Origin of the sequence: Amycolatopsis alba DSM 44262 (assembly GCF_000384215.1) — a bacterium.
Classification (GTDB): domain Bacteria; phylum Actinomycetota; class Actinomycetes; order Mycobacteriales; family Pseudonocardiaceae; genus Amycolatopsis; species Amycolatopsis alba.
This window is the reverse complement of sequence record NZ_KB913032.1, coordinates 3,158,458-3,177,092: the sequence shown is the minus strand read 5'-3', so window position 1 is coordinate 3,177,092 and position 18,635 is coordinate 3,158,458. Positions and strand designations below refer to the sequence as shown.

The 18,635-nt window shown below is 69.1% G+C and carries 16 protein-coding genes; 13 read left to right on the top strand and 3 right to left on the bottom strand.

Annotation, left to right across the window (positions count from 1 at the left end; genetic code table 11):
- Nucleotides 1–511: 511 nt before the first annotated feature.
- Nucleotides 512–1,309, bottom strand: coding sequence for an HAD family hydrolase (locus tag AMYAL_RS0114900; protein ID WP_020632106.1), 798 nt, complete (start codon nucleotides 1,307–1,309; stop codon nucleotides 512–514).
- Between the two features lie 585 nt (nucleotides 1,310–1,894).
- On the opposite strand from AMYAL_RS0114900, the gene ssd reads away from it, so the two are divergent.
- The 8 genes from ssd (at nucleotide 1,895) to AMYAL_RS0114860 (ending at nucleotide 7,337) form a co-directional block, all read left to right on the top strand.
- Nucleotides 1,895–2,968 carry a septum site-determining protein Ssd gene (gene ssd, locus AMYAL_RS0114895; protein ID WP_020632105.1) on the top strand — a complete coding sequence of 358 codons (1,074 nt, stop codon included), beginning with the start codon at nucleotides 1,895–1,897 and terminating at the stop codon, nucleotides 2,966–2,968.
- Nucleotides 2,965–4,107: a TadA family conjugal transfer-associated ATPase gene (locus AMYAL_RS0114890; protein WP_020632104.1), complete on the top strand. Its 1,143-nt coding sequence runs from the start codon at nucleotides 2,965–2,967 to the stop codon at nucleotides 4,105–4,107. Before ssd ends, AMYAL_RS0114890 begins: the two co-directional genes overlap by 4 nt.
- Nucleotides 4,104–4,844, top strand: a complete 741-nt coding sequence (locus tag AMYAL_RS0114885; RefSeq protein ID WP_020632103.1) for a type II secretion system F family protein — start codon at nucleotides 4,104–4,106, stop codon at nucleotides 4,842–4,844. Before AMYAL_RS0114890 ends, AMYAL_RS0114885 begins: the two co-directional genes overlap by 4 nt.
- Nucleotides 4,838–5,416 carry a type II secretion system F family protein gene (locus AMYAL_RS0114880; RefSeq protein ID WP_020632102.1) on the top strand — a complete coding sequence of 193 codons (579 nt, stop codon included), beginning with the start codon at nucleotides 4,838–4,840 and terminating at the stop codon, nucleotides 5,414–5,416. The genes AMYAL_RS0114885 and AMYAL_RS0114880 overlap by 7 nt, the downstream gene beginning before the upstream one ends.
- Before the next feature lie 15 nt (nucleotides 5,417–5,431).
- The gene (locus AMYAL_RS48415) at nucleotides 5,432–5,605 is read left to right on the top strand and encodes a DUF4244 domain-containing protein (protein WP_020632101.1); all 174 of its coding nucleotides are present in this window, start codon (nucleotides 5,432–5,434) and stop codon (nucleotides 5,603–5,605) included.
- Complete coding sequence (locus AMYAL_RS0114870; protein ID WP_020632100.1) at nucleotides 5,605–5,937, top strand: TadE family type IV pilus minor pilin; 333 nt, start codon at nucleotides 5,605–5,607, stop codon at nucleotides 5,935–5,937. Before AMYAL_RS48415 ends, AMYAL_RS0114870 begins: the two co-directional genes overlap by 1 nt.
- Nucleotides 5,934–6,290 (top strand): Rv3654c family TadE-like protein, encoded by a 357-nt coding sequence (locus tag AMYAL_RS0114865; RefSeq protein ID WP_020632099.1) that lies wholly within the window; start codon nucleotides 5,934–5,936, stop codon nucleotides 6,288–6,290. Before AMYAL_RS0114870 ends, AMYAL_RS0114865 begins: the two co-directional genes overlap by 4 nt.
- A 420-nt stretch (nucleotides 6,291–6,710) precedes the next feature.
- Nucleotides 6,711–7,337 (top strand): bifunctional DNA primase/polymerase, encoded by a 627-nt coding sequence (locus AMYAL_RS0114860; protein ID WP_020632098.1) that lies wholly within the window; start codon nucleotides 6,711–6,713, stop codon nucleotides 7,335–7,337.
- A gap of 13 nt (nucleotides 7,338–7,350) precedes the next feature.
- Here AMYAL_RS0114860 and AMYAL_RS0114855 read toward each other — a convergent pair whose 3' ends face one another.
- Nucleotides 7,351–9,816, bottom strand: coding sequence for a DEAD/DEAH box helicase (locus AMYAL_RS0114855; RefSeq protein WP_020632097.1), 2,466 nt, complete (start codon nucleotides 9,814–9,816; stop codon nucleotides 7,351–7,353).
- 320 nt (nucleotides 9,817–10,136) lie between these two features.
- Between AMYAL_RS0114855 and AMYAL_RS0114850 the strand changes: the two genes are divergently transcribed.
- The 4 genes from AMYAL_RS0114850 to AMYAL_RS0114835 all read left to right on the top strand — a co-directional run bounded on the left by AMYAL_RS0114850 (nucleotide 10,137) and on the right by AMYAL_RS0114835 (nucleotide 14,449).
- On the top strand, nucleotides 10,137–12,431 hold the full coding sequence (locus tag AMYAL_RS0114850) for a sodium-translocating pyrophosphatase (protein WP_020632096.1): 2,295 nt from the start codon (nucleotides 10,137–10,139) through the stop codon (nucleotides 12,429–12,431).
- Nucleotides 12,432–12,548: 117 nt separating this feature from the next.
- Nucleotides 12,549–13,115 carry a hypothetical protein gene (locus AMYAL_RS0114845; protein ID WP_245192919.1) on the top strand — a complete coding sequence of 189 codons (567 nt, stop codon included), beginning with the start codon at nucleotides 12,549–12,551 and terminating at the stop codon, nucleotides 13,113–13,115.
- A gap of 103 nt (nucleotides 13,116–13,218) precedes the next feature.
- Nucleotides 13,219–13,803, top strand: coding sequence for a hypothetical protein (locus tag AMYAL_RS0114840; RefSeq protein ID WP_020632094.1), 585 nt, complete (start codon nucleotides 13,219–13,221; stop codon nucleotides 13,801–13,803).
- 34 nt (nucleotides 13,804–13,837) lie between these two features.
- Entirely contained in the window at nucleotides 13,838–14,449 is a 612-nt protein-coding gene (locus tag AMYAL_RS0114835; protein WP_039793978.1) for a hypothetical protein, read from the top strand.
- 56 nt (nucleotides 14,450–14,505) lie between these two features.
- On the opposite strand, the gene AMYAL_RS0114830 is transcribed toward AMYAL_RS0114835, so the two are convergent.
- Entirely contained in the window at nucleotides 14,506–15,318 is an 813-nt protein-coding gene (locus tag AMYAL_RS0114830; protein WP_020632092.1) for a S1 family peptidase, read from the bottom strand.
- A gap of 269 nt (nucleotides 15,319–15,587) precedes the next feature.
- On the opposite strand from AMYAL_RS0114830, the gene topA reads away from it, so the two are divergent.
- The gene (topA, locus tag AMYAL_RS0114825) at nucleotides 15,588–18,494 is read left to right on the top strand and encodes a type I DNA topoisomerase (protein ID WP_020632091.1); all 2,907 of its coding nucleotides are present in this window, start codon (nucleotides 15,588–15,590) and stop codon (nucleotides 18,492–18,494) included.
- The last annotated feature ends 141 nt before the right edge of the window (nucleotides 18,495–18,635 follow it).

The following is an 18,635-nucleotide window of genomic DNA, read 5'->3' as shown; positions in this document are numbered from 1 at the left end:
CCGGAAGCTACCCACGGGCACTTTGCTTGTCCATCGGCCAGGCGCACGAACGGTCCGTTCATACACAAAGGGACGCGAACGGGCCTGTCACGCTTGAAAACGGGGGTAAAACACTGGCGGCGCCCGTCGGCAAGAAGCCGGCGGGCGCCGCCAGTCGGTGCGGACCACTCGGGCGACCAAGCGTGCAACTCTGGTCGTACCTTCATGGACTCGGCGTCCGGCGTCCCGGTACGCAGTCCCTAGACGACGAGCCTCCCGCGGCGCGCTGCGCGTGGGTACCCGGTGTCCGCACACGGAGATTCGCCGGGGTGGAACAGGCTTCTCTTCTACCTGTTCCCTGGCCGACCGAACGTCCGCACCTACTTTCTACGCCGTGAGCCGGGTCACTTCAAGTGCGCAGACGGGTGCACCGGTACAGAGGCTCGATCTAGTGACACGGGCACGCTGGGCGACGGACAATTCGCCGCCCTGGCTGCGAAAACCGGTTCCGTACCGCCGTCCGGGTTCGCGTTCAGCGGGTGCGTTTGCGCCGGTTGTAGCCGTACCAGGTGGCGCCCGCGGCGACGGCTCCGAGCGCGACCAGGCCCGCCGACCGGGCCGGGATCCGGGTCCGCAAGGACATCGGATGTTCGAAGGCGAGGATCTCCCAGCCCTGTTCGGTCGCGTGCTTGCGCAGGACGCGGTCGGGGTTGACCGCGTGCGGCCGCCCGACGACCTCGAGGAGCGGGATGTCGGTGCTGGAGTCGGTGTACGCGTGGCACTGGGTGAGGTCGTAGCCGTACGTCGCCGCGAGTTCCTTCGCGGCGATGGCCTTGTTCTCGCCGTAGCAATAGAAATCGACTTCGCCGGAGTAGCGGCCGTCCACGATCTGCATCCGCGTGGCCACGCTCCGCGTCGCGCCGAGCATTTCGGCGACCGGGGCGACGACCTCTTCACCGGTCGCCGACAGGACCACGACGTCGTGGCCGTCCGCGCGGTGCGCGGAGATCAGCTCGGCCGCCTCCGCGTAGACGAGCGGGTCGACGACGTCGTGCAGCGTCTCGCGGACGATCGCGGACACCTGCGCGACGTCCCAGCCGGCGCACAGCGCGGAAACCTCGGCCCGCATCCGCTCGGTTTTCGCCGCGTCCGCGCCCGCGAGGGAGAAGACGAGCTGGGCGTACGCGCTGCGAAGCGCTGCGCGGCGGTTGATCAGCCCTTCGCGCAGAAGAGGTTTGCTGAAGGCCAGAGCGCTCGAGGACGCGATGATCGTCTTGTCGAGATCGAAGAACGCCGCGACCGGGCTCGGTGTCGTGCTGGGTCGGTCCACCGGTCAAGGATAGGAGAGTCCGGCGTCCGTCCGCCCGTTGGTCGACCACGACCGGGATACGGCGGTGGAAAATTCACGACCGTGCCCCCGATCGGGCGCGGCGTGCCGTTATCGAATTGTGGGTACCGGCGTCGCCCGCAACGGGCAGGTATCGGAGTTACAGTGAGATTGTCCGGTGTAGCACCGGACCATGGTTCAGTCCGACCCCCCGGGACTGAACCCCGGGCGACCCTCGTCCCTCCCCCCTGGCGAGGGTCGCCCTCTGACTTCCAGCCCTGTCAATGGTTCAGACTTCATTGGGTGCGGAAACCTCGTCAGGGCAAGGCTAAATAGGCCGAATGTTCGTAAACTTTCTTTTCTCCCAACACTTTTCGTGACCGACCCGGCTGGAAAACGGTACGCGCGGAAAAGCCGGGAAGTGTTCCGTAAAGGTCCGACAAGAACGATGGGAAACCGGTTTCCCGTGGCGGAGTTGTCCACAACACCCCGGTTGTCCACAGGCGGGGCGGAATGGCGTTGTGCGCGGCGGGGGGTGAGGTGACCGTGGAGTCACAGCCCGAATACGACCGAATCCACGGGGGAGTCATGACCGAAGAACATCCGCTCGTCATCGCGGGAGACGACATCCTGCTCGACGAGATCCTGCGCGTGGCGGCGGCCGCGGGCTGCGAGGTCGAACGCGCACCCGATCTGGACGCCGCACGGGGGAGATGGGCCCGCGCGCCGCTCGTGGTGCTCGACGAGGAGGCCGCGAGCGCGCCGAACCGCCTGCTGCGGCGGAACAAGGTCCTCCTCGTCTGCAAGGGCGCGCCGACCCCGGTGACGTGGGAGCGCGCGTTCAACACCGGCTCGGAGAAAGTGCTTTCCCTGCCGGACGAGGAAGGCGATCTCATCGGCGAGTTCGCCGACGTCGTCGACGGGCCGGCCCGTGACGACGGCGTCGTCATCGGGATCATCGGCGGTCGCGGTGGGGCAGGGGCCTCCGTGCTGGCGGCCTCCGTCGCGTACCGGGCGGAGAAGTCCGGAGGCGGCGGTCTGCTCGTCGACTGCGATCCGCTCGGTGGCGGCGTCGACGTCCTCCTCGCCGCCGAACGCGATCGCGGGCCGCGCTGGCCGGAACTCGATCTCGGCGGCAGGGTGTCCATGACGGCGTTGAGCGAAGCCCTGCCGCGGAAGAGATACGCGACCGGCTCACTGTCCTTTGTGTCCTACGGAAGGGAAGGGCGCGGTCCGGAGCCGGACGCGATCGAGGGCGTGCTGTGCGCCGGACGGCGGGCGGGACGGACGGTCGTCTGTGATCTGCCGAGGTATTTCGGCGCCGAAACGTCCGCCGTGATCGGGCTGGCCGATCTGATCGTGGTCGTCGTCCCCGCCGAACTCCGTGCCTGCGCGGCGGCGAAACAGGTCCTCACCAGGCTCGAACCCCACGCGACCCGGATCGGCGTCGCGGTCCGGGGGCCGTCACCCGCCGGACTGATCCCGCAGGAGATCGCCGACGCCGTCGGAGCTCCGCTCATCACGTCGATGGGCCGGGAACGGTCCTTGTCGGTGGCCCTCGACCGAGGTGAGTTCATCCCCAGGCATCGCGGGCACCTGGCGACGGCCGCCGCCGAGGTCCTCGCCGCCGCGCGCGGGAATCTGGCCGGTGCCTCGCGATGAGCGACGAACTGGTCGAGCGGGTCCGGTGGCGGCTGGCCGCGTCGGACGCCCCGACGGATCCGGTGAGCGTGGCGCGGGCGGTCCGCGCCGAAGCCGGCGGAGCGCTCGGTCAGGACGCGGTCCTCGGAGCCGTCCGGCTCGCCCGCGACGAGTTCGTCGGGGCCGGTCCGCTCGCGCCGCTTCTCGGGAAGCCCGGCGTCACCGACGTCCTCGTCACCGCTCCGGACGAGGTCTGGGTCGACACCGGCGAAGGTCCTGAACGGACAGAAGTTCGCTTCGCCGACGAGGAAACCGTCCGCAGGCTGGCTCAACGGCTCGCCCTCGCCGGAGGGCGGCGGCTGGACGACGCGCACCCGTTCGCCGACTGCTGGCTGCCGGGAATGGGGCCGCGAGGCCGGATCCGGATGCACGCGGTTCTTCCACCGCTCGCGCCAGCCGGGACCGCCCTCTCGCTCCGGGTGCTCCGGCCCGCCACCCACGATCTCGCCGAACTTCGGCTGCGCGGGGTTTTCGGCACCAGCGGCGCGGAACTGCTCGACTCGGTCATCCGGCAACGGCTCGCGTTCCTGGTTTCCGGTGGCACCGGGGCGGGCAAGACGACGCTGCTTTCCGCGCTGCTCGGCGCGGTACCCCCGAACGAACGAATCGTTTGCGTCGAAGACGCCGGAGAAATCCAACCGGACCATCCGCAGTTCGTCAGCCTGATCACCCGCCCGGCCAATGTCGAGGGCGCGGGCGAGATCGGCCTCGGCGAACTGGTGCGGCAGGCGCTGCGCATGCGCCCGGATCGCCTGGTCGTCGGCGAAGCGCGCGGCGAGGAGGTCATCGCGCTGCTCAACGCGATGAACACCGGACACGAAGGCGGAGCCTGCACCGTGCACGCCAATTCGGCGGCGGAGGTACCGGCGCGGATGGAGGCGCTGGCCGCGCTCGGCGGGCTCAAACGGGACGCGTTGCACAGCCAGCTGACGGCGGCGGTGCGGGTAGTCCTGCACATGCGCCGGCTGCCGGGCGGGATCCGGCGGCTGGACGAGGTCGGTGTCCTCCGGTCGTTCCGGGGCGAGGCCAAGGTGGTCCCGGTCTGGAGCGAGGGCGACTGGATCGGCGACGAGACACCCTTCGAGGAGATGGCGGCATGAACCCCTGGTTCCTCTTCTCCTGCGGAGCGGGGCTGGCCTGCTGGCCGAGGCCGTCGATGCGCGTCCCGTTCGCCTGGCGCCTGCCTCAGGCCGCTCGCGCGGGCTGGTGGCCGCTGCCCGCGTTGCTCGTCCTGCCGCTCCTCGGGATCGGCTGGGCCACGGCGACACTGGTGCTCACCGTGACCGTCCGCCAAGAGCACCGGTGGCGGGCGCGGGCGAAGGCGGCGCTGGCCGAAGCCGAACTCACCGCTTCCGTGCTGCGGGCGATGATCGGTGAACTCCGGGCGGGAGCCCATCCGGTGGCGGCGGCCGAGGCCGTGGCGGAAGCGGTACCCGCCGCGTCCGGACGGCTGCGCGGGCTGGTCGCGGCCGCCCGGCTCGGTGGTGAGATCTCCGATCCGGACGTGCCGCCGTCCCTGGCGAACGCGTGGACGCTCGCGGGGAGATTCGGGCTTCCGATGGCCGACGTGCTCGACGCCGCGCGACGGGACGCCGAGGCGGAGATCGGTTTCCGGCGTCGTCTCCAGGCGAAGATGGCCGGTCCGAGAGCGAGCGCCGCCGTACTCGCCGTCCTTCCGCTGGTCTGTCTGGTGCTCGGCGAGGCGATGGGGGCGAGCCCGCTCGGTGTCCTCACCGGGACGGGTGCCGGCGGGCTGCTGCTCGTCGTGGGCAGCGGGCTGATCTGGGCGGGCACGGCCTGGTGCCGGGCACTCACCGGAAGGGTGGCGCGGTGCTGACCGCGGCGGCGTTGGTCTTGCTGGGCGGTGCTGTCTTCTCCTGGCCACGCGTCGGACCAGGGAAGGCCGCGAGGCCAGGTCGTCTCCTCACCTGGCTTCGCGGGCGGACGGCCAGGGAGAACGAGGTCTCCGAACTCCTCCGGTCGGCGGCCACCCTCGATCTTCTGGCCGCGTGCCTCGCGAGCGGGCTGCCGGTGTCCGTCGCGCTCGAAGCGGTCGTCCCGGCAGCGTCGCCGAAGACCGCGGTGGCGCTGCGTTCGGTGGCGTCGCGTCTCGCCGTCGGGATCGGACCCGCCGAAGCCTGGGCGCCGGTGCGAGACCGGCCCGGTCTGACGGAACTGTCCGTCGCCGCCGTCCGCACGGTGAGGGCGGGCACCGCGCTCGCGACCCACGCGAAGGACCTCGCGCGAAGGCTGCGCGAGTCGCTTTCCGCCGAAGCCGAGGAACGCGCCGAACGGGCAGGTGTGCTGCTGGCGGCACCGATCGGCCTGTGCTTCCTCCCCGCGTTCCTCTGCCTCGGCGTCCTGCCCGTCGTGCTCGGCCTCGCCGGTCGTCTCGACGGCATCCTCTGATCGAAAGGCGATTCCATGAGCAAGCTCCCCACCTTCCGCGAAGACGACGGCATGGCGACGGTCGAGTACGCCATCGCCACCTTGGCCGCCGCCGCGCTGGCAGGCGTCCTCTATCTGATCGTCAACGGTGAAGCCGTCGTCGCCGGGCTCACCGCGCTCATCGAGCGGGCCTTGTCGGTGAAGTTCTGATGCCCCGCGACGACCGTGGATCCGTCACGGTGGAGGCCGCGCTCGGCATCGGTGCGCTGACCTTCGTCTCGGCCCTGCTGCTCGCCGGGATCGGGGCCACCGCCGACCAGCTCCGCTGCACCGACGCGGCCCGCGAGGCGGTCAGGCTCCTGGCCCGAGGCCAGCCCGCCCGTGCCGAACAGGCGGTGCGGGAGATCGCGCCGCCCGGTGCGCGGCTGGACGTCGTCCGCGATGGCGACACCATCACCGCCGGCGTCGAAGCCGAACCGGTGGCCGGACTCTTGCCGGGTATCCGGTTGCGTGCTCACGCCTTCGCGGTGGCCGAGCCGTGAGCGGGGACGATCGCGGCGTCGCGACCGCGTGGACGGCCTCGATCGTCGCCGTCCTGGTCTGCGCGGCGGCGTTCGCCTTCTGGATCGGCGCCGCCGTCACGACCCGGCATCGCACCGAGGCCGCCGCCGATCTGGCGGCGCTCGCCGCGGCCTCGCACGCGCCGGACGGGCCCGGCGCGGCCTGCGAACGGGCGCGGCAGGTCGCCGTCCGGATGGCGGTCACGCTGCTGACCTGCCGGTGGGAGCGAGGCGATGCCCTGGTCGAGGTGCGGTCCGAGCCGACGGGACACCTGGGGGCCGTCGGCCGGGCGGAGGCACGGGCCAGAGCGGGTCCCGTCGACCGGCCACCGTGACGGGCGTCGCACGGTGAACGGTCGCCCAGCGGTGACCGGCGGGTAGTACGGGCGAGTAACCGCCGGGCGCGAGCAGCGGTCGTTGAGGCGCGGCGAGCGGTCGAAGTCATGATCAGCGCTCCGCCGAACGGTCGCGCACCGCAGGTCGTGAGCATGGTCACAGGGACAGGGAAGCCCAGCTCGGCTGCGACGAACGGCCTCGAACCGGTCGAGCACGCCCGTTAATCGGACGTCGGGCCTTCAGTCCGTCCTGTCGGACTACCGCGCGTTCATCGCTAAGTAACGGCCGGTTGTCGCGTGAGGTCTTCTCCCGATGTGCAACTTGCCGTTTATTGAGATGTGCGCCACCTCGAGAAGGTCGCCGGGTGGCAGCAGCGCAAGACACACACAGGACAGAGTTGACCTGAGGCAGGGACAGTAATGTTGGACGCGAATTGGCCGGACAGCTGGCGGGGCGCCTTCCGCATCGAGATGCGGGCGGAGGCGATCGGCCTCGCATGGCGTGGCTGGCCGGTGCTCCCCGGTGCGGAGCCCGCCGCGGTCACCGCGGAGGGTGACGACCTCACCTGGCGGCGTCCCGTCCCGGCCCAGGACAACTGGCGTGAACTGACCGAGACCCACCCGCACGAGGTCGCCACCTGGTTCGGCGACGACACGCACAGCCTGCTCGTGGCCACCGGCACCGTGCTGGACGCCATCGAGGTCGACGACGAGCTCGGCAAGGCCGCCGCCCGGCTGCTGCGCACCGGCGGTCACCCCGCCCCGATCGTCGCGATGCCGAACGGCCGCTGGCTGTTCCTCACCACCGTCGCGACGAGCATCCCGCGTGAACTGGCCGAGCACGCTTCGGTCCAGTGGCACGGTGCGAACGACTACATCCCGCTGCCCCCGTCGCCTTTCCAGCACGGTGTCGTGCACTGGCGGGTCAAGCCCGAGGTCTGGGGCTGGCAGCTGCCCGACGCCGCCGAGGTGCACGACGTGCTCGTCCGTGCGCTGGCAGGCGACAAGGCCGCCGCCCCCGTGGCGAGCCTGACCACCGCCGCCTGATCACCCCACAATTTCACAGCTCCAAGTGGCCTGACCGGGACCCGTGCTGACGCAACGCCCCGAGCACGGTGTCCAAAATGGCCACTGCCCCCGCCTTGTCCAGCGGATCGTTGCCGTTCCCGCACTTCGGCGACTGGACGCAGGACGGGCAGCCGGCCGGGCACTCGCAGGAAACGATCGCCTCCCGCGTTGCGGCCAGCCAAGGGACAATTGCGGCAAACCCGCGATCGGCGAATCCCGCACCCCCGGGATGGCCATCGTGCACGAACACCGTTGCCTCCCCGGTGTCCTCGTGCCACGCGGTAGACACCCCGCCAATGTCCCAGCGGTCGCAAGTAGCGAACAGCGGTAGCAGGCCGATCGCCGCGTGCTCGGCGGCATGCAGGGCACCGGGGACACGCGCCGGATCCAACTCGGCGCCTGTCCCCGGTGCTCCGCCAAGTTCCTTGGTCCCCACCCTGGAGCCTCCGGTCCCCACCGGCTCCAGAACCTCGGTCTCCGGCCGATGGCCCCCGGTCCCCGCCAAGCCATCGGAAGGGCAGAGCAGCTCCGCCGAGATCGTGTACCAGACGGCGCGGGTGTGAAGACTCTGCTCCGGCAGGTCCAGCGGAGTCTGGTCCAGCACCTCACCCGACGGGCGTCTCCGCAAGTAGCCGACCACTTGCGAACTCACCGACACCTCGCCGAGGTTCACCGTGATCCCGCCGTGCACACGGGTCTCCTCGGTGCGGAGCACGCTGATGTCGACGATCTCGCGCGGTGACGTCGTCCAGTCCGGATCCTCCGCGTGCACCAGGGCGAGCCCGGTCTCCAGATCGAGTTCGTCGACCACGTAGGAAGAACCTTGGTGCAGGTACACCGCGCCGGGATGCACCGCGTAGCAGGCGGAACCAGGGTCGACAGTGCCGAGCATCCGCCCGGAATCGGCTTCCACCACGGCGATCTGCTCACCGCCGGAACCGCGGATGCCGACTTCCGCGTGCGGCCGGTCGCGTGAAGTCCAGTACCAGCCGCTCGGGCGGCGCCGGATGATCTTCTCCTTGACCAGATCGGTGAGCACGGCACGCGCCGCGTCACCGCCGAAGGCCGCGACTTCCGGTTCGGTCAGCGGAAGTTCGGCGACGGCGCACGCCAGCTGCGGCCCCAGCACATACGGGTTCGACGGGTCGAGGACGGCGGACTCCACCGGCCGGTCCAGGATCGCGGCCGGATGGTGCACGAGATAGGTGTCGAGCGGATCGTCGCGGGCCACGAAGACGACCAGCGCCGCGTCTCCCGCGCGCCCGGCCCGGCCCGCCTGCTGCCAGAACGACGCGAGCGTTCCCGGATACCCGGCCAGAACCACCGCGTCCAGCCCGGCGATGTCGACACCGAGTTCGAGCGCGTTCGTCGTCGCCACGCCGAGCAGCCGCCCGGACAGCAACGCCGCTTCGAGGGCGCGCCGCTCCTCTGGCAGGTACCCGGATCGGTACGCGGCGACGGATTCCGCCAGCTCACTGTCCACTTCGGACAGAATGCGCCGGGCGCCGAGAGCCGTCAGTTCCGCGCCTCTTCGCGACCGGACGAAGGCCAGCGAGCGGGCCCCCTCGATGACCAGTTCGGCGAGGATCCGGGAAGCTTCGGCGCCGGCCGAGCGCCGCACCGGCGCCCCGTTCTCCCCCGAAAGTTCCGACAGCAGCGGGGGCTCCCACAACGCGACCGTGCGGGCGCCGCGCGGCGAGCCGTCCTCGGTGACTGGGACACAGTCCTGTCCGGAGAGTTTCGAAGCGAACGCCGCCGGGTCCGCCGTCGTCGCGGACGCGAGCACGAAGACCGGCGAAGCGCCGTAGTACGCCGCGACCCTCCGCAGCCTCCGCAGCAGCAACGCCACGTGGGAGCCGAAGACGCCGCGATAGCTGTGGCATTCGTCGACCACGACGAACGAGAGCCGCCGGAAGAACCGGGACCAGCGCGCGTGCGACGACAGGATCCCGCGATGCAGCATGTCCGGGTTCGTGAACACCCAGTTCGCGTGCGCGCGGACCCAGTCCCGCTCCTCCAGCGGAGTGTCACCGTCGAACGACGCCGCCCGCGCCTTCTTGATGTCCAAAGAGGACACGGAACGCAGCTGGTCGGCGCCGAGGGCCTTGGTGGGGGACAGGTACAGCGCCGAGGCCCGCTCGTCCTCGACCAGCGCCGACAGCACCGGCAACTGGTACGCGAGCGACTTGCCCGAAGCCGTCCCGGTGGAGATCACGACGTGCTTGCCCTCGCGAGCCAGCGACGCGGCTTCGGCCTGATGCCGCCACGGCGCCTTGACGCCGTTCGCGGTCAGCGCTTCGACGACCGGAGCCGCCGCCCACTCCGGCCAGTCCACCGAATCCGCCTCGCGAGCCGGCAGTTCGGCCACATGGGTGACCGGGTACAGCGAAGCCGGGATCCCCGCCGTCGCGCGGTCGAGAAGCCGCCGCCCCTTACCGGATTCCGCCGTGCCGTCCACCTTCGGAAGCTTCGCACAGCGCACCGACAAAAACGGACCGCCGCCGGAGGGGAACGAACGCCGGAACAGGCCTCCGGATGATCGATACAGTGATCAGACTCACAAGGTTACGGAACGTGCGGTGGCAGGGACGGCTTGCCGCCCGCCATCCCACTACCAATACACTCCCGCAATCCACACCGTCTGTGGCGAGCGTCATGTGAGACGTACCTTGCAGTGCGACTAGCGTGACATTCGGCTCAGATCCCATGCCAACGTCGGCACGTCGGTTCCATCGGCGGATCGCTCGTTGGCCAACGGCGACGTCTCCAGGAGGACGAATGTCCCGGCAGTTCCTCGCGGCGGGCGATCTCACGCTCACCGGAGGTGGTTACACCATTGTCGGTGTGATCGCCGTGGTCGCCCTTGCCGCACTGGTCATCGGCTACGTTCTGCTCAAGGAGGTGCTGGCCGCCGGCCAGGGCACCACCAAGATGCAGGACATCGCGAAGGCAGTGCAGGAAGGCGCGGCTGCCTATCTGAAACGGCAGCGCAACACCCTCGTGATCTTCGGGGGAATCGTATTCGTGCTGCTCTTCGCTTTGCCTGCCGATGACTGGAACGAGAAGATCGGCAGGTCCATCTTCTTCCTGGTCGGCGCGGGCTTCTCCTTCGCGATCGGCTACCTCGGCATGTGGCTGGCGACGCAGGCGAACCTGCGGGTCGCGGCCGCTTCGCGTGAGTCCGGCGGTCGCGAGAAGGCGATGCGCCTGGCCTTCCGCACCGGTGGCGTGGTCGGCATGATCACCGTCGGTCTCGGCCTCTTCGGTGCCGCCGTGGTCGTCTTGGTCTACACCGGGCAGGCCCCGAAGGTGTTGGAGGGCTTCGGTTTCGGTGCCGCGCTGATCGCGATGTTCATGCGTGTCGGCGGCGGTATCTTCACCAAGGCCGCCGACGTCGGCGCGGACCTGGTCGGCAAGGTCGAGCAGGGCATCCCCGAGGACGACCCGCGCAACGCGGCCACCATCGCCGACAACGTCGGTGACAACGTGGGCGACTGCGCCGGTATGGCCGCCGACCTCTTCGAGTCGTACGCGGTCATGCTCGTGGCGGCGCTGATCCTGGGTAGCACCGCCTTCGGCGTGCACGGCCTGATCTTCCCGCTCATCGTTCCCGCCATCGGCGTGATCACCGCGGTCATCGGTGTCTACATCACCAAGGCCAAGGCGGGCGAGGGCGGCCTCGTCACGATCAACCGCTCGTTCTACATCTCCGCGGGCATTTCCGCGGTGCTCTCGACGATCGCGGCGTTCGTCTATCTGCCCGGTTCGTTCTCCGAGCTGACCAGCGGTGCCACGAGCGAGCCCGGTAGCCCGGCGTTGATCGCGACCATCTCGGTGATCATCGGCATCGTGCTAGCGGCGATCATCCTGAAGCTCACCGGCTACTACACCGGCACCGAGCACAAGCCGGTCAAGGAGGTCGGAAAGTCCTCGGAAACCGGTGCGGCGACGGTGATCCTGGCCGGTATCTCGGTCGGCTTCGAGTCCGCCGTCTACACCGCTCTGGTCATCAGCGCGGCCGTCTTCGGCGCGTACCTGCTCGGTGGCGGCGTCGCGCTGTTCGCGGTGGCGCTGGCCGGTACCGGTCTGCTCACCACCGTCGGCGTCATCGTCGCGATGGACACCTTCGGCCCGATTTCGGACAACGCCCAGGGCATCGCCGAGATGTCGGGCGACGTCGACGAGGACGCCGCGCAGATCCTCACCGAGCTCGACGCGGTCGGCAACACCACCAAGGCCATCACGAAGGGCATCGCGATCGCCACGGCGGTCCTCGCGGCGACGGCGTTGTTCGGGTCCTATCAGGACGCGATCAGCAAGGCGCTGAAGTCGATCCCGGAAGCGGCCGAAGCCAGCATCTCGACGCTGAACTTCTTCGTGAACTCGGTCGTCAGCCCGAACACCCTCGTCGGCGTGATCGTCGGCGCGGCGGTCGTGTTCCTGTTCTCCGGTCTCGCGGTCAACGCGGTGTCCCGTGCCGCCGGCGCGGTCGTCTACGAAGTGCGCCGCCAGTTCCGCGACATCCCTGGGATCATGGAGGGCACCACCCGTCCCGAGTACGGCCGCGTGGTCGACATCGTCACGCGGGACTCGCTGCGTGAGCTGACCACTCCGGGTCTGCTCGCGGTGTTCGCCCCGATCGCGGTCGGCTTCGGTCTCGGCACCGGCGCGCTCGCCGGTTACCTGGCAGGCGCGATCGCGTCCGGCACCCTGATGGCGATCTTCCTCGCCAACTCCGGTGGAGCCTGGGACAACGCGAAGAAGCTCGTGGAGGACGGAAGTCACGGCGGCAAGGGTTCGGACGCGCACGAGGCCACCATCATCGGTGACACCGTGGGTGACCCGTTCAAGGACACCGCCGGTCCGGCGATCAACCCGCTGATCAAGGTGATGAACCTGGTGTCGGTGCTGATCGCCCCGGCGGTCGTGCAGTTCTCGATCGGCGCGGACGCCAACACCGGCGTCCGGATCGGGATCTCGCTGGTCGCCGTCGCGATCATCGTCGCGGCGATCGTCGTTTCCAAGCGTCGTGCGTCGGTTCTTTCCGACACCCCCGCGGAAGCGAAGGCATAACGCCGAAAAGTTCCCTCCGCCGGGCCCGCCACGGTTCTTCCGTGGCGGGCCCGGCGGCTGTCCGCGGCAGGCTAATCTCTGCGCGTCACGCTGATCCTGATCCGGGGAGTCCCTGCCATGAGGCGTTCGACCATTCTGTTCGCCGCCGCTTTCCTGCTGGCGGGCTGTGGCGGCGCCGAACCGGCGGCCACCGCTCCTTCTCCTTCTCCTTCTCCTTCTTCTTCCGCTCCCGCGGCCGGAGGCTCCTGGATGGACGGCTTCTGTGGTTCGCTGATCGATTTCGCCAAGATCGGCGACTTCCGGATGCCCGACTTCGAACAGAACGACCCCGCGAGCGCCCGCAACGCGATGGACGAGGCCTTCGGTGTTTTCGCGCCCGGTTTCGACAACGCCGTCACGGGCCTGAAAGGGCTCGGTCAAGCGCCGAGCGCGGAGGCCGAGAGCGTGCGCAAAAGCATCGTCGAAGCGCTGACACCGATCCGGGACCAGGTCGTCGCCGCGAAAGCGAAACTGGACGCGGCGCCCAAGGACGACAAGCAGGCGACGGCGGAGGCCGCGATCGCGTTCCGGCGGATCGGGTCCGACATCAACGACATGCCCGACCCGTTCCAGCAGCTGGAAACGAACGCTTCGTTGAAATCCTTGGCCGCACAGGCCCCGAACTGCAAGAAGCTGCCCTCTTGACCATTCTTTTCGCCGCGTCGATCGCCCGGCGATTTGCAATGCCCCCCGGTATCGGTACCGTCGGGGGCCAGCTGGGAAGTCGTGGAGTTCGGGAGGTGTTTTCGTGCGGCCGCGGTTCACCGTCCTTGCCGCGCTAGCAACAGGTATCGGGCTCGGCGTCGCCGGGTGCGGGCAGCAGCCCGCGGTGACTTCCCACGCCAGACAAGAAGGTCTCGCGACGGTCAGCGCGTCGGAGGCCGACCCCACTTCCGCCTGGGCGGAGGGATACTGCGGCGCGGCGGGTGGCCTCGTGCGGACGCTGGCGACGTTGCCCAGCGTCGATCCGAGTACCCCGCAGCAGGCCTCCCAGACCTCCGGTGAGCTGATGGCCTCGGTGTCCGAAGGGCTGAAGCGCACGTCCGCCGCGCTCGGGAATCTCGGTCCGTCCCCGGTTGCCGGCGGCGATGCCTCGCGGACGGCCGCTGTCGCCCAGCTCGACGCGATCCGCGCCCGCGCCGACGACGTCCGGCACCGTCTCGGCTCCTCAGCCGACCCCGAGACGACGAAAACGGCACTTCGCGACGCGAGGACCTCCCTCGACGAACTCGACCGCCTCGACCTTCTCAGGGGCCTTAACGACGTGCCTCAGCTCGCCTCGGCGAGCAGCCGGATCCCGATTTGCCAGGATTTGGTCAAGCAACCTCGCTGAGTCACCGCGCTATCACTGGCCATGACTCGAACTTGTGTTCTATTGTGTCGGGGTGGACGGGACGATCTCGCTCTTCTCGGCGGAGGCGAGCGGGCCGGGGCTCGCCGACCTCGCCGGGGTGCTGTGCGGGCCCGGACGGATGACGGGCTTCGGGCGGACGGCCGCGCGGCTGTCCGCCGTGGTCGACGAGCCTTGGCGGGCGAGTGCCCTCGCCAGGGAATGTCGTCGTCGCGGCGCGGACGCGCAGGTCTCGGCCGCCGAATGCGGGCGGCCACTCGTGAGAACGCCGTTCCGGGTCGATCTGCTGCCGCTGGAGCAGCGTTGGACCCGTGGTGAAGGGAAGGTCCTGCCGGACGGGTTCCGGCTCGACGGGGCGATGCTGAGGATGTGGGCGCTGGCGGCGGGAAGCCCTCAGGGCAACGGCTACCTGCTCGCGCTCGATCCGGAGGCACCGGAGACATATGAGCCGCTGATCGCGGCGCTGGCTCAGCTGGGCGTACCGGCGAAAGCGCAGAAAGGTGAAGAGGCACTGCTTCGGGTCACCGGACGGCGGCGGCTCGCGCACGTCCTGGAACTGATCGGGGACGCGCCCGCAGGAGCGGAGCCGGCTTGGCCCAGCCTGGTGCCGGTGGTGCGTGCCGTCTGAGTCTCGTGAGTGGGAAGGACGGTTCTCACCGTCCTTCCCACTCACGAGAACTTTCGTCAGGGTTTCGGCGCCTTGCAGTTCGGGTTCGCCAAGTCCAGTTCACTGTGTGCGAGACAGGAGGTCAGCTGATAGGTCTGTTCCCCGTAGTTGATGCCCTTCCGCACGGTCACCTTCCCGGCGGCGTCGACCTCGCACGGGTTGTTCATCGTGCATCGCTGGCCGCTCTCGTTGCCGGTGTTGTTGACGCCGACGACCTTCCCCGTCGAGGTTTCGACGATCGGCGACCCCGAGGTCCCGCCGATCGTCTTGCACGCCGAGGTGTACCGGATCGAGTCCTTCCAGACCCAGTTCGCCTCATGCAGCTCGTGGACGAAGCCGTCGATGTTGCAGGAGTAGATCTTCTTCCAGTAGCCGGAGACGACGTCCATCGCGACGCCCGCCGACGGACGGGTCGGCGAGAGCGTCAGCGGGGCGATACCGTGGCTCGACTGGATCTTGGCGTAGCTGGTGTTGAGCTGGTAGAGCGAGACGTCCGTGTCGGTCATCGTCGCGTAGAGCAGCTTCTTCGCCTTGAGCGTGGCCAGCGACGAGCGGCCGTCCTTGGACAGCAGGCTGAAGGTCCGTGATGAAGGCTGATTGACGATTACTTCCCCTGGGTCCGGGAAACCTTCTTGCAGGCAGTGCCCGTTGGACAGGACGAGGGCGGGGTCGTCGAGGCTCGCCTCGGGCGGTTTGACCACCGACCCGGAACAGTTCGACAACGCCACGGTTCCGGCGAAGGTGGTCGTCGCCGCCTCGGCCGGGGCGGTTCCGACCAGGGCGGATGCGGTCAGCATGGCGAACAGGGTGCCGAGGAGTCGTCGCGTCACGTGGGGTCCTTTCGAGTCGGCGTGGATATCAAGTGAAGCGTTGGCGGCCACGGTGTCACCACCGTCGAACGGAGGGTGTTCACCCCGTCACGCGGGACCCCAGGCGGACGTGTCCGACATCACGTGCTAGGTGTTGAAAGGAAACATCGACGAGGTCAGCGGCGATGCGCTGAACACACGATCGGCGGCGTGTTGCACCACCTAGCCGTGGTCCGGGCGGTGCGAGCGTGCACACTGACTGGTCGAGAGGCGGCGCGAAGGCGCCGAGGATGAGCGGAGAGCAGGACAGCGTGGCAGGAGCACGGACGAAGAAGACCGCGGCGTCGGACGACGGCGCCAGCCGTCGTCGGCTGGTGATCGTCGAGTCGCCGACCAAGGCCCGCAAGATCGCCCCGTACCTCGGCGGTAACTACGTCGTGGAGTCCTCGGTCGGACACATCCGCGACCTTCCCCGCGGCGCGGCCGACGTGCCTGCCCAGTACAAGGGTGAGTCGTGGGCGCGGCTGGGGGTCGACGTCGACAACGACTTCAAGGCGCTCTACGTCGTCACGCCGGACAAGAAGTCCAAGGTCACCGAGCTGAAAAGCCTGCTGAAGGACGTCGACGAGCTCTACCTCGCCACGGACCCCGACCGCGAGGGCGAAGCCATCGCGTGGCATCTGCTGGAGACCCTCAAGCCGAAGGTCCCGGTCCGCCGGATGGTCTTCCACGAGGTCACCGAGCAGGCGATCCGCGCCGCGGCCGACAGCACGCGTGAACTCGACGGGGACCTGGTCGACGCGCAGGAGACCCGCCGCATCCTGGACCGGCTCTACGGCTACGAGGTCTCGCCCGTGCTGTGGAAGAAGGTCATGCCGAAGCTTTCGGCCGGCCGTGTGCAGTCCGTGGCGACCCGGATCGTGGTCGAGCGGGAACGCGAGCGCATGCGGTTCACCTCGGCGTCGTACTGGGACATCTCCGCGACGATGGACGCGGGCGCGGAGGCGTCGCCCCGGAACTTCCCGGCCAGGATGATCGCCGTCGACGGCGCGCGCCTGGCCACCGGCCGCGACTTCGGCCCGGACGGGCAGCTCAAGACCGGCACCTCCTCGAACAACGAGATCCGCGTGCTGGCCGAGGCGGACGCGGTCCGGCTCGCCGAGGCGCTGAAGAACCGTGACTTCAAGGTCGCGAGCGTCGAAGAGAAGCCGTACACGCGGAAGCCGTACGCGCCCTTCATGACCTCGACCCTGCAGCAGGAGGCAGGCCGCAAGCTGCGGTTCACCTCCGAGCGCACCATGCGGATCGCGCAGAAGCTGTACGAGAACGGTTACATCACTTATATGCGTACCGACTCCACGACGCTGTCGGAGTCGGCGATCTCGGCGGCGCGCAGCCAGGCGACGCAGCTGTACGGCAAGGAGTACGTCTCGCCGTCGCCGCGCCAGTACACCCGCAAGGTGAAGAACGCGCAGGAAGCCCACGAGGCGATCCGTCCCTCTGGTGAGGTCTTCCGCACGCCGGGCCAGGTCGCGAAGGATCTGGACACCGACGAGTACCGCCTTTACGAGATGATCTGGCAGCGGACGATCGCGTCGCAGATGGCGGACGCGAAGGGCACCACGATGTCGGTGCGCATCGTCGGCACCGCCACCAGCGGCGAAGAGGTCACCTTCGCCTCGTCGGGCCGCACGATCACCTTCGCCGGGTTCCTCAAGGCGTACGTCGAGGCCGTCGACACCGAGAGCGGTGGCGAAGCGGACGACAAGCAGAGCCGTCTGCCGCAGCTGGTCAAGGACCAGGCGCTGACCGCGACCGACCTGAGCCCGGACGGGCACACCACGTCGCCGCCGGCGCGCTACTCGGAGCCGAGCCTGGTCAGCAAGCTCGAAGAGCTGGGCATCGGCCGCCCGTCGACGTACGCGTCGATCATCAAGACCATCCAGGACCGCGGTTACGTGTGGAAGAAGGGTTCCGCGCTGGTCCCCTCCTGGGTCGCGTTCGCCGTGATCGGCCTGATGGAACGGCATTTCGAGCGGCTGGTCGACTACGACTTCACCGCCGGTATGGAGGACGAGCTCGACCGCATCGCCGCCGGTGCCGAGCACCGGACGCAATGGCTGTCGAAGTTCTACTTCGGCGGGGACATGGGCGTCGACGGTTCCATCGGCCGTCTCGGCGGGCTGAAGAAGCTGGTCGGTTCGGGCGTCGAGGACATCGACGCCCGCGAGATCAACTCGATCCCGCTGTTCAGCGACGCCGACGGTCACACCGTCGTCGTGCGCGTCGGCCGCTACGGCCCGTACCTCGAGCGTGAGGTCGACGGGACGTCGCAGCGGGCGAACCTGCCCGAGGACCTGCCGCCGGACGAGCTGACCCCGGCCATCGCGGAGAAGCTGTTCGCGACGCCGCAGGAAGGCCGCGTGCTCGGCAAGGACCCGGTCAGCGGGCACGAGATCGTGGCGAAGGAAGGCCGTTTCGGCCCGTATGTCACCGAGCTCCTGCCCGAGCCGGAGCCGCTGCCCGAAGGCGCGACAGCCGCGCAGAAGAAGGCCGCCAAGGCGAAGCAGCCGAAGCCGCGGACGGGCTCACTGTTCAAGTCGATGTCGATCGAGACGATGAACCTCGAAGACGCGCTGAAGCTGCTTTCGCTGCCGCGCGTGGTCGGCAAGGACCCGGAGTCCGGCGACGAGATCACCGCGCAGAACGGGCGCTACGGGCCGTACCTGAAGAAGGGCACGGACTCGCGTTCGCTCACGACCGAGGATCAGCTGTTCTCGATCACTCTCGAAGAGGCGCTGAAGATCTACTCGGAGCCGAAGCAGCGTGGCCGGTCCGCGACCGCGAAGCCGCCGCTCAAGGAGCTGGGCGACGACCCGGTGTCCGGTAAGCCGATGGTGGTCAAGGACGGTCGCTTCGGTCCGTACGTGACCGACGGCGAGTACAACGCGACGCTGCGGAAGTCGGACAGCATCGAGGAGCTGACCGCCGAGCGCGGTGCCGAACTCCTGGCGGAGAAGCGCGCGAAGGGCCCCGCGCCCAAGCGCAAGGCTCCGGCGCGGAAGCCGGCGGCCGCCAAGACGACAGCGGCCAAGAAGACCACCGCGACCAAGACCACCGCGACCAAGACAGCGGCTGCGAAGACGACGACGGCCAAGAAGCCCGCTGCGCGCTCGACGGCCACGAAGACGAAGTAGCTCTCGCACCGCAAGTGCCAAGAAGGGTCCCCGTAGGACGGAATTCCGTCCTACGGGGACCCTTCTTGGCATCCGGGGTGATCGGTCGGTGGTGACCGTCGCCCAGGCCGTGACCCGGCAGGCGATCGGCTCTCAGCCGAA

Bases quoted from the DNA above. Each gene is read 5' to 3' on its own strand.
- ssd (WP_020632105.1), top strand. From the start codon at position 1,895: ATGACCGAAGAACATCCGCTCGTCATCGCGGGAGACGACATCCTGCTC.
- AMYAL_RS0114890 (WP_020632104.1), top strand. From the start codon at position 2,965: ATGAGCGACGAACTGGTCGAGCGGGTCCGGTGGCGGCTGGCCGCGTCG.
- AMYAL_RS0114885 (WP_020632103.1), top strand. From the start codon at position 4,104: ATGAACCCCTGGTTCCTCTTCTCCTGCGGAGCGGGGCTGGCCTGCTGG.
- AMYAL_RS48415 (WP_020632101.1), top strand. From the start codon at position 5,432: ATGAGCAAGCTCCCCACCTTCCGCGAAGACGACGGCATGGCGACGGTC.
- AMYAL_RS0114870 (WP_020632100.1), top strand. From the start codon at position 5,605: ATGCCCCGCGACGACCGTGGATCCGTCACGGTGGAGGCCGCGCTCGGC.
- AMYAL_RS0114860 (WP_020632098.1), top strand. From the start codon at position 6,711: ATGTTGGACGCGAATTGGCCGGACAGCTGGCGGGGCGCCTTCCGCATC.
- AMYAL_RS0114850 (WP_020632096.1), top strand. From the start codon at position 10,137: ATGTCCCGGCAGTTCCTCGCGGCGGGCGATCTCACGCTCACCGGAGGT.
- AMYAL_RS0114845 (WP_245192919.1), top strand. From the start codon at position 12,549: ATGAGGCGTTCGACCATTCTGTTCGCCGCCGCTTTCCTGCTGGCGGGC.
- topA (WP_020632091.1), top strand. From the start codon at position 15,588: ATGAGCGGAGAGCAGGACAGCGTGGCAGGAGCACGGACGAAGAAGACC.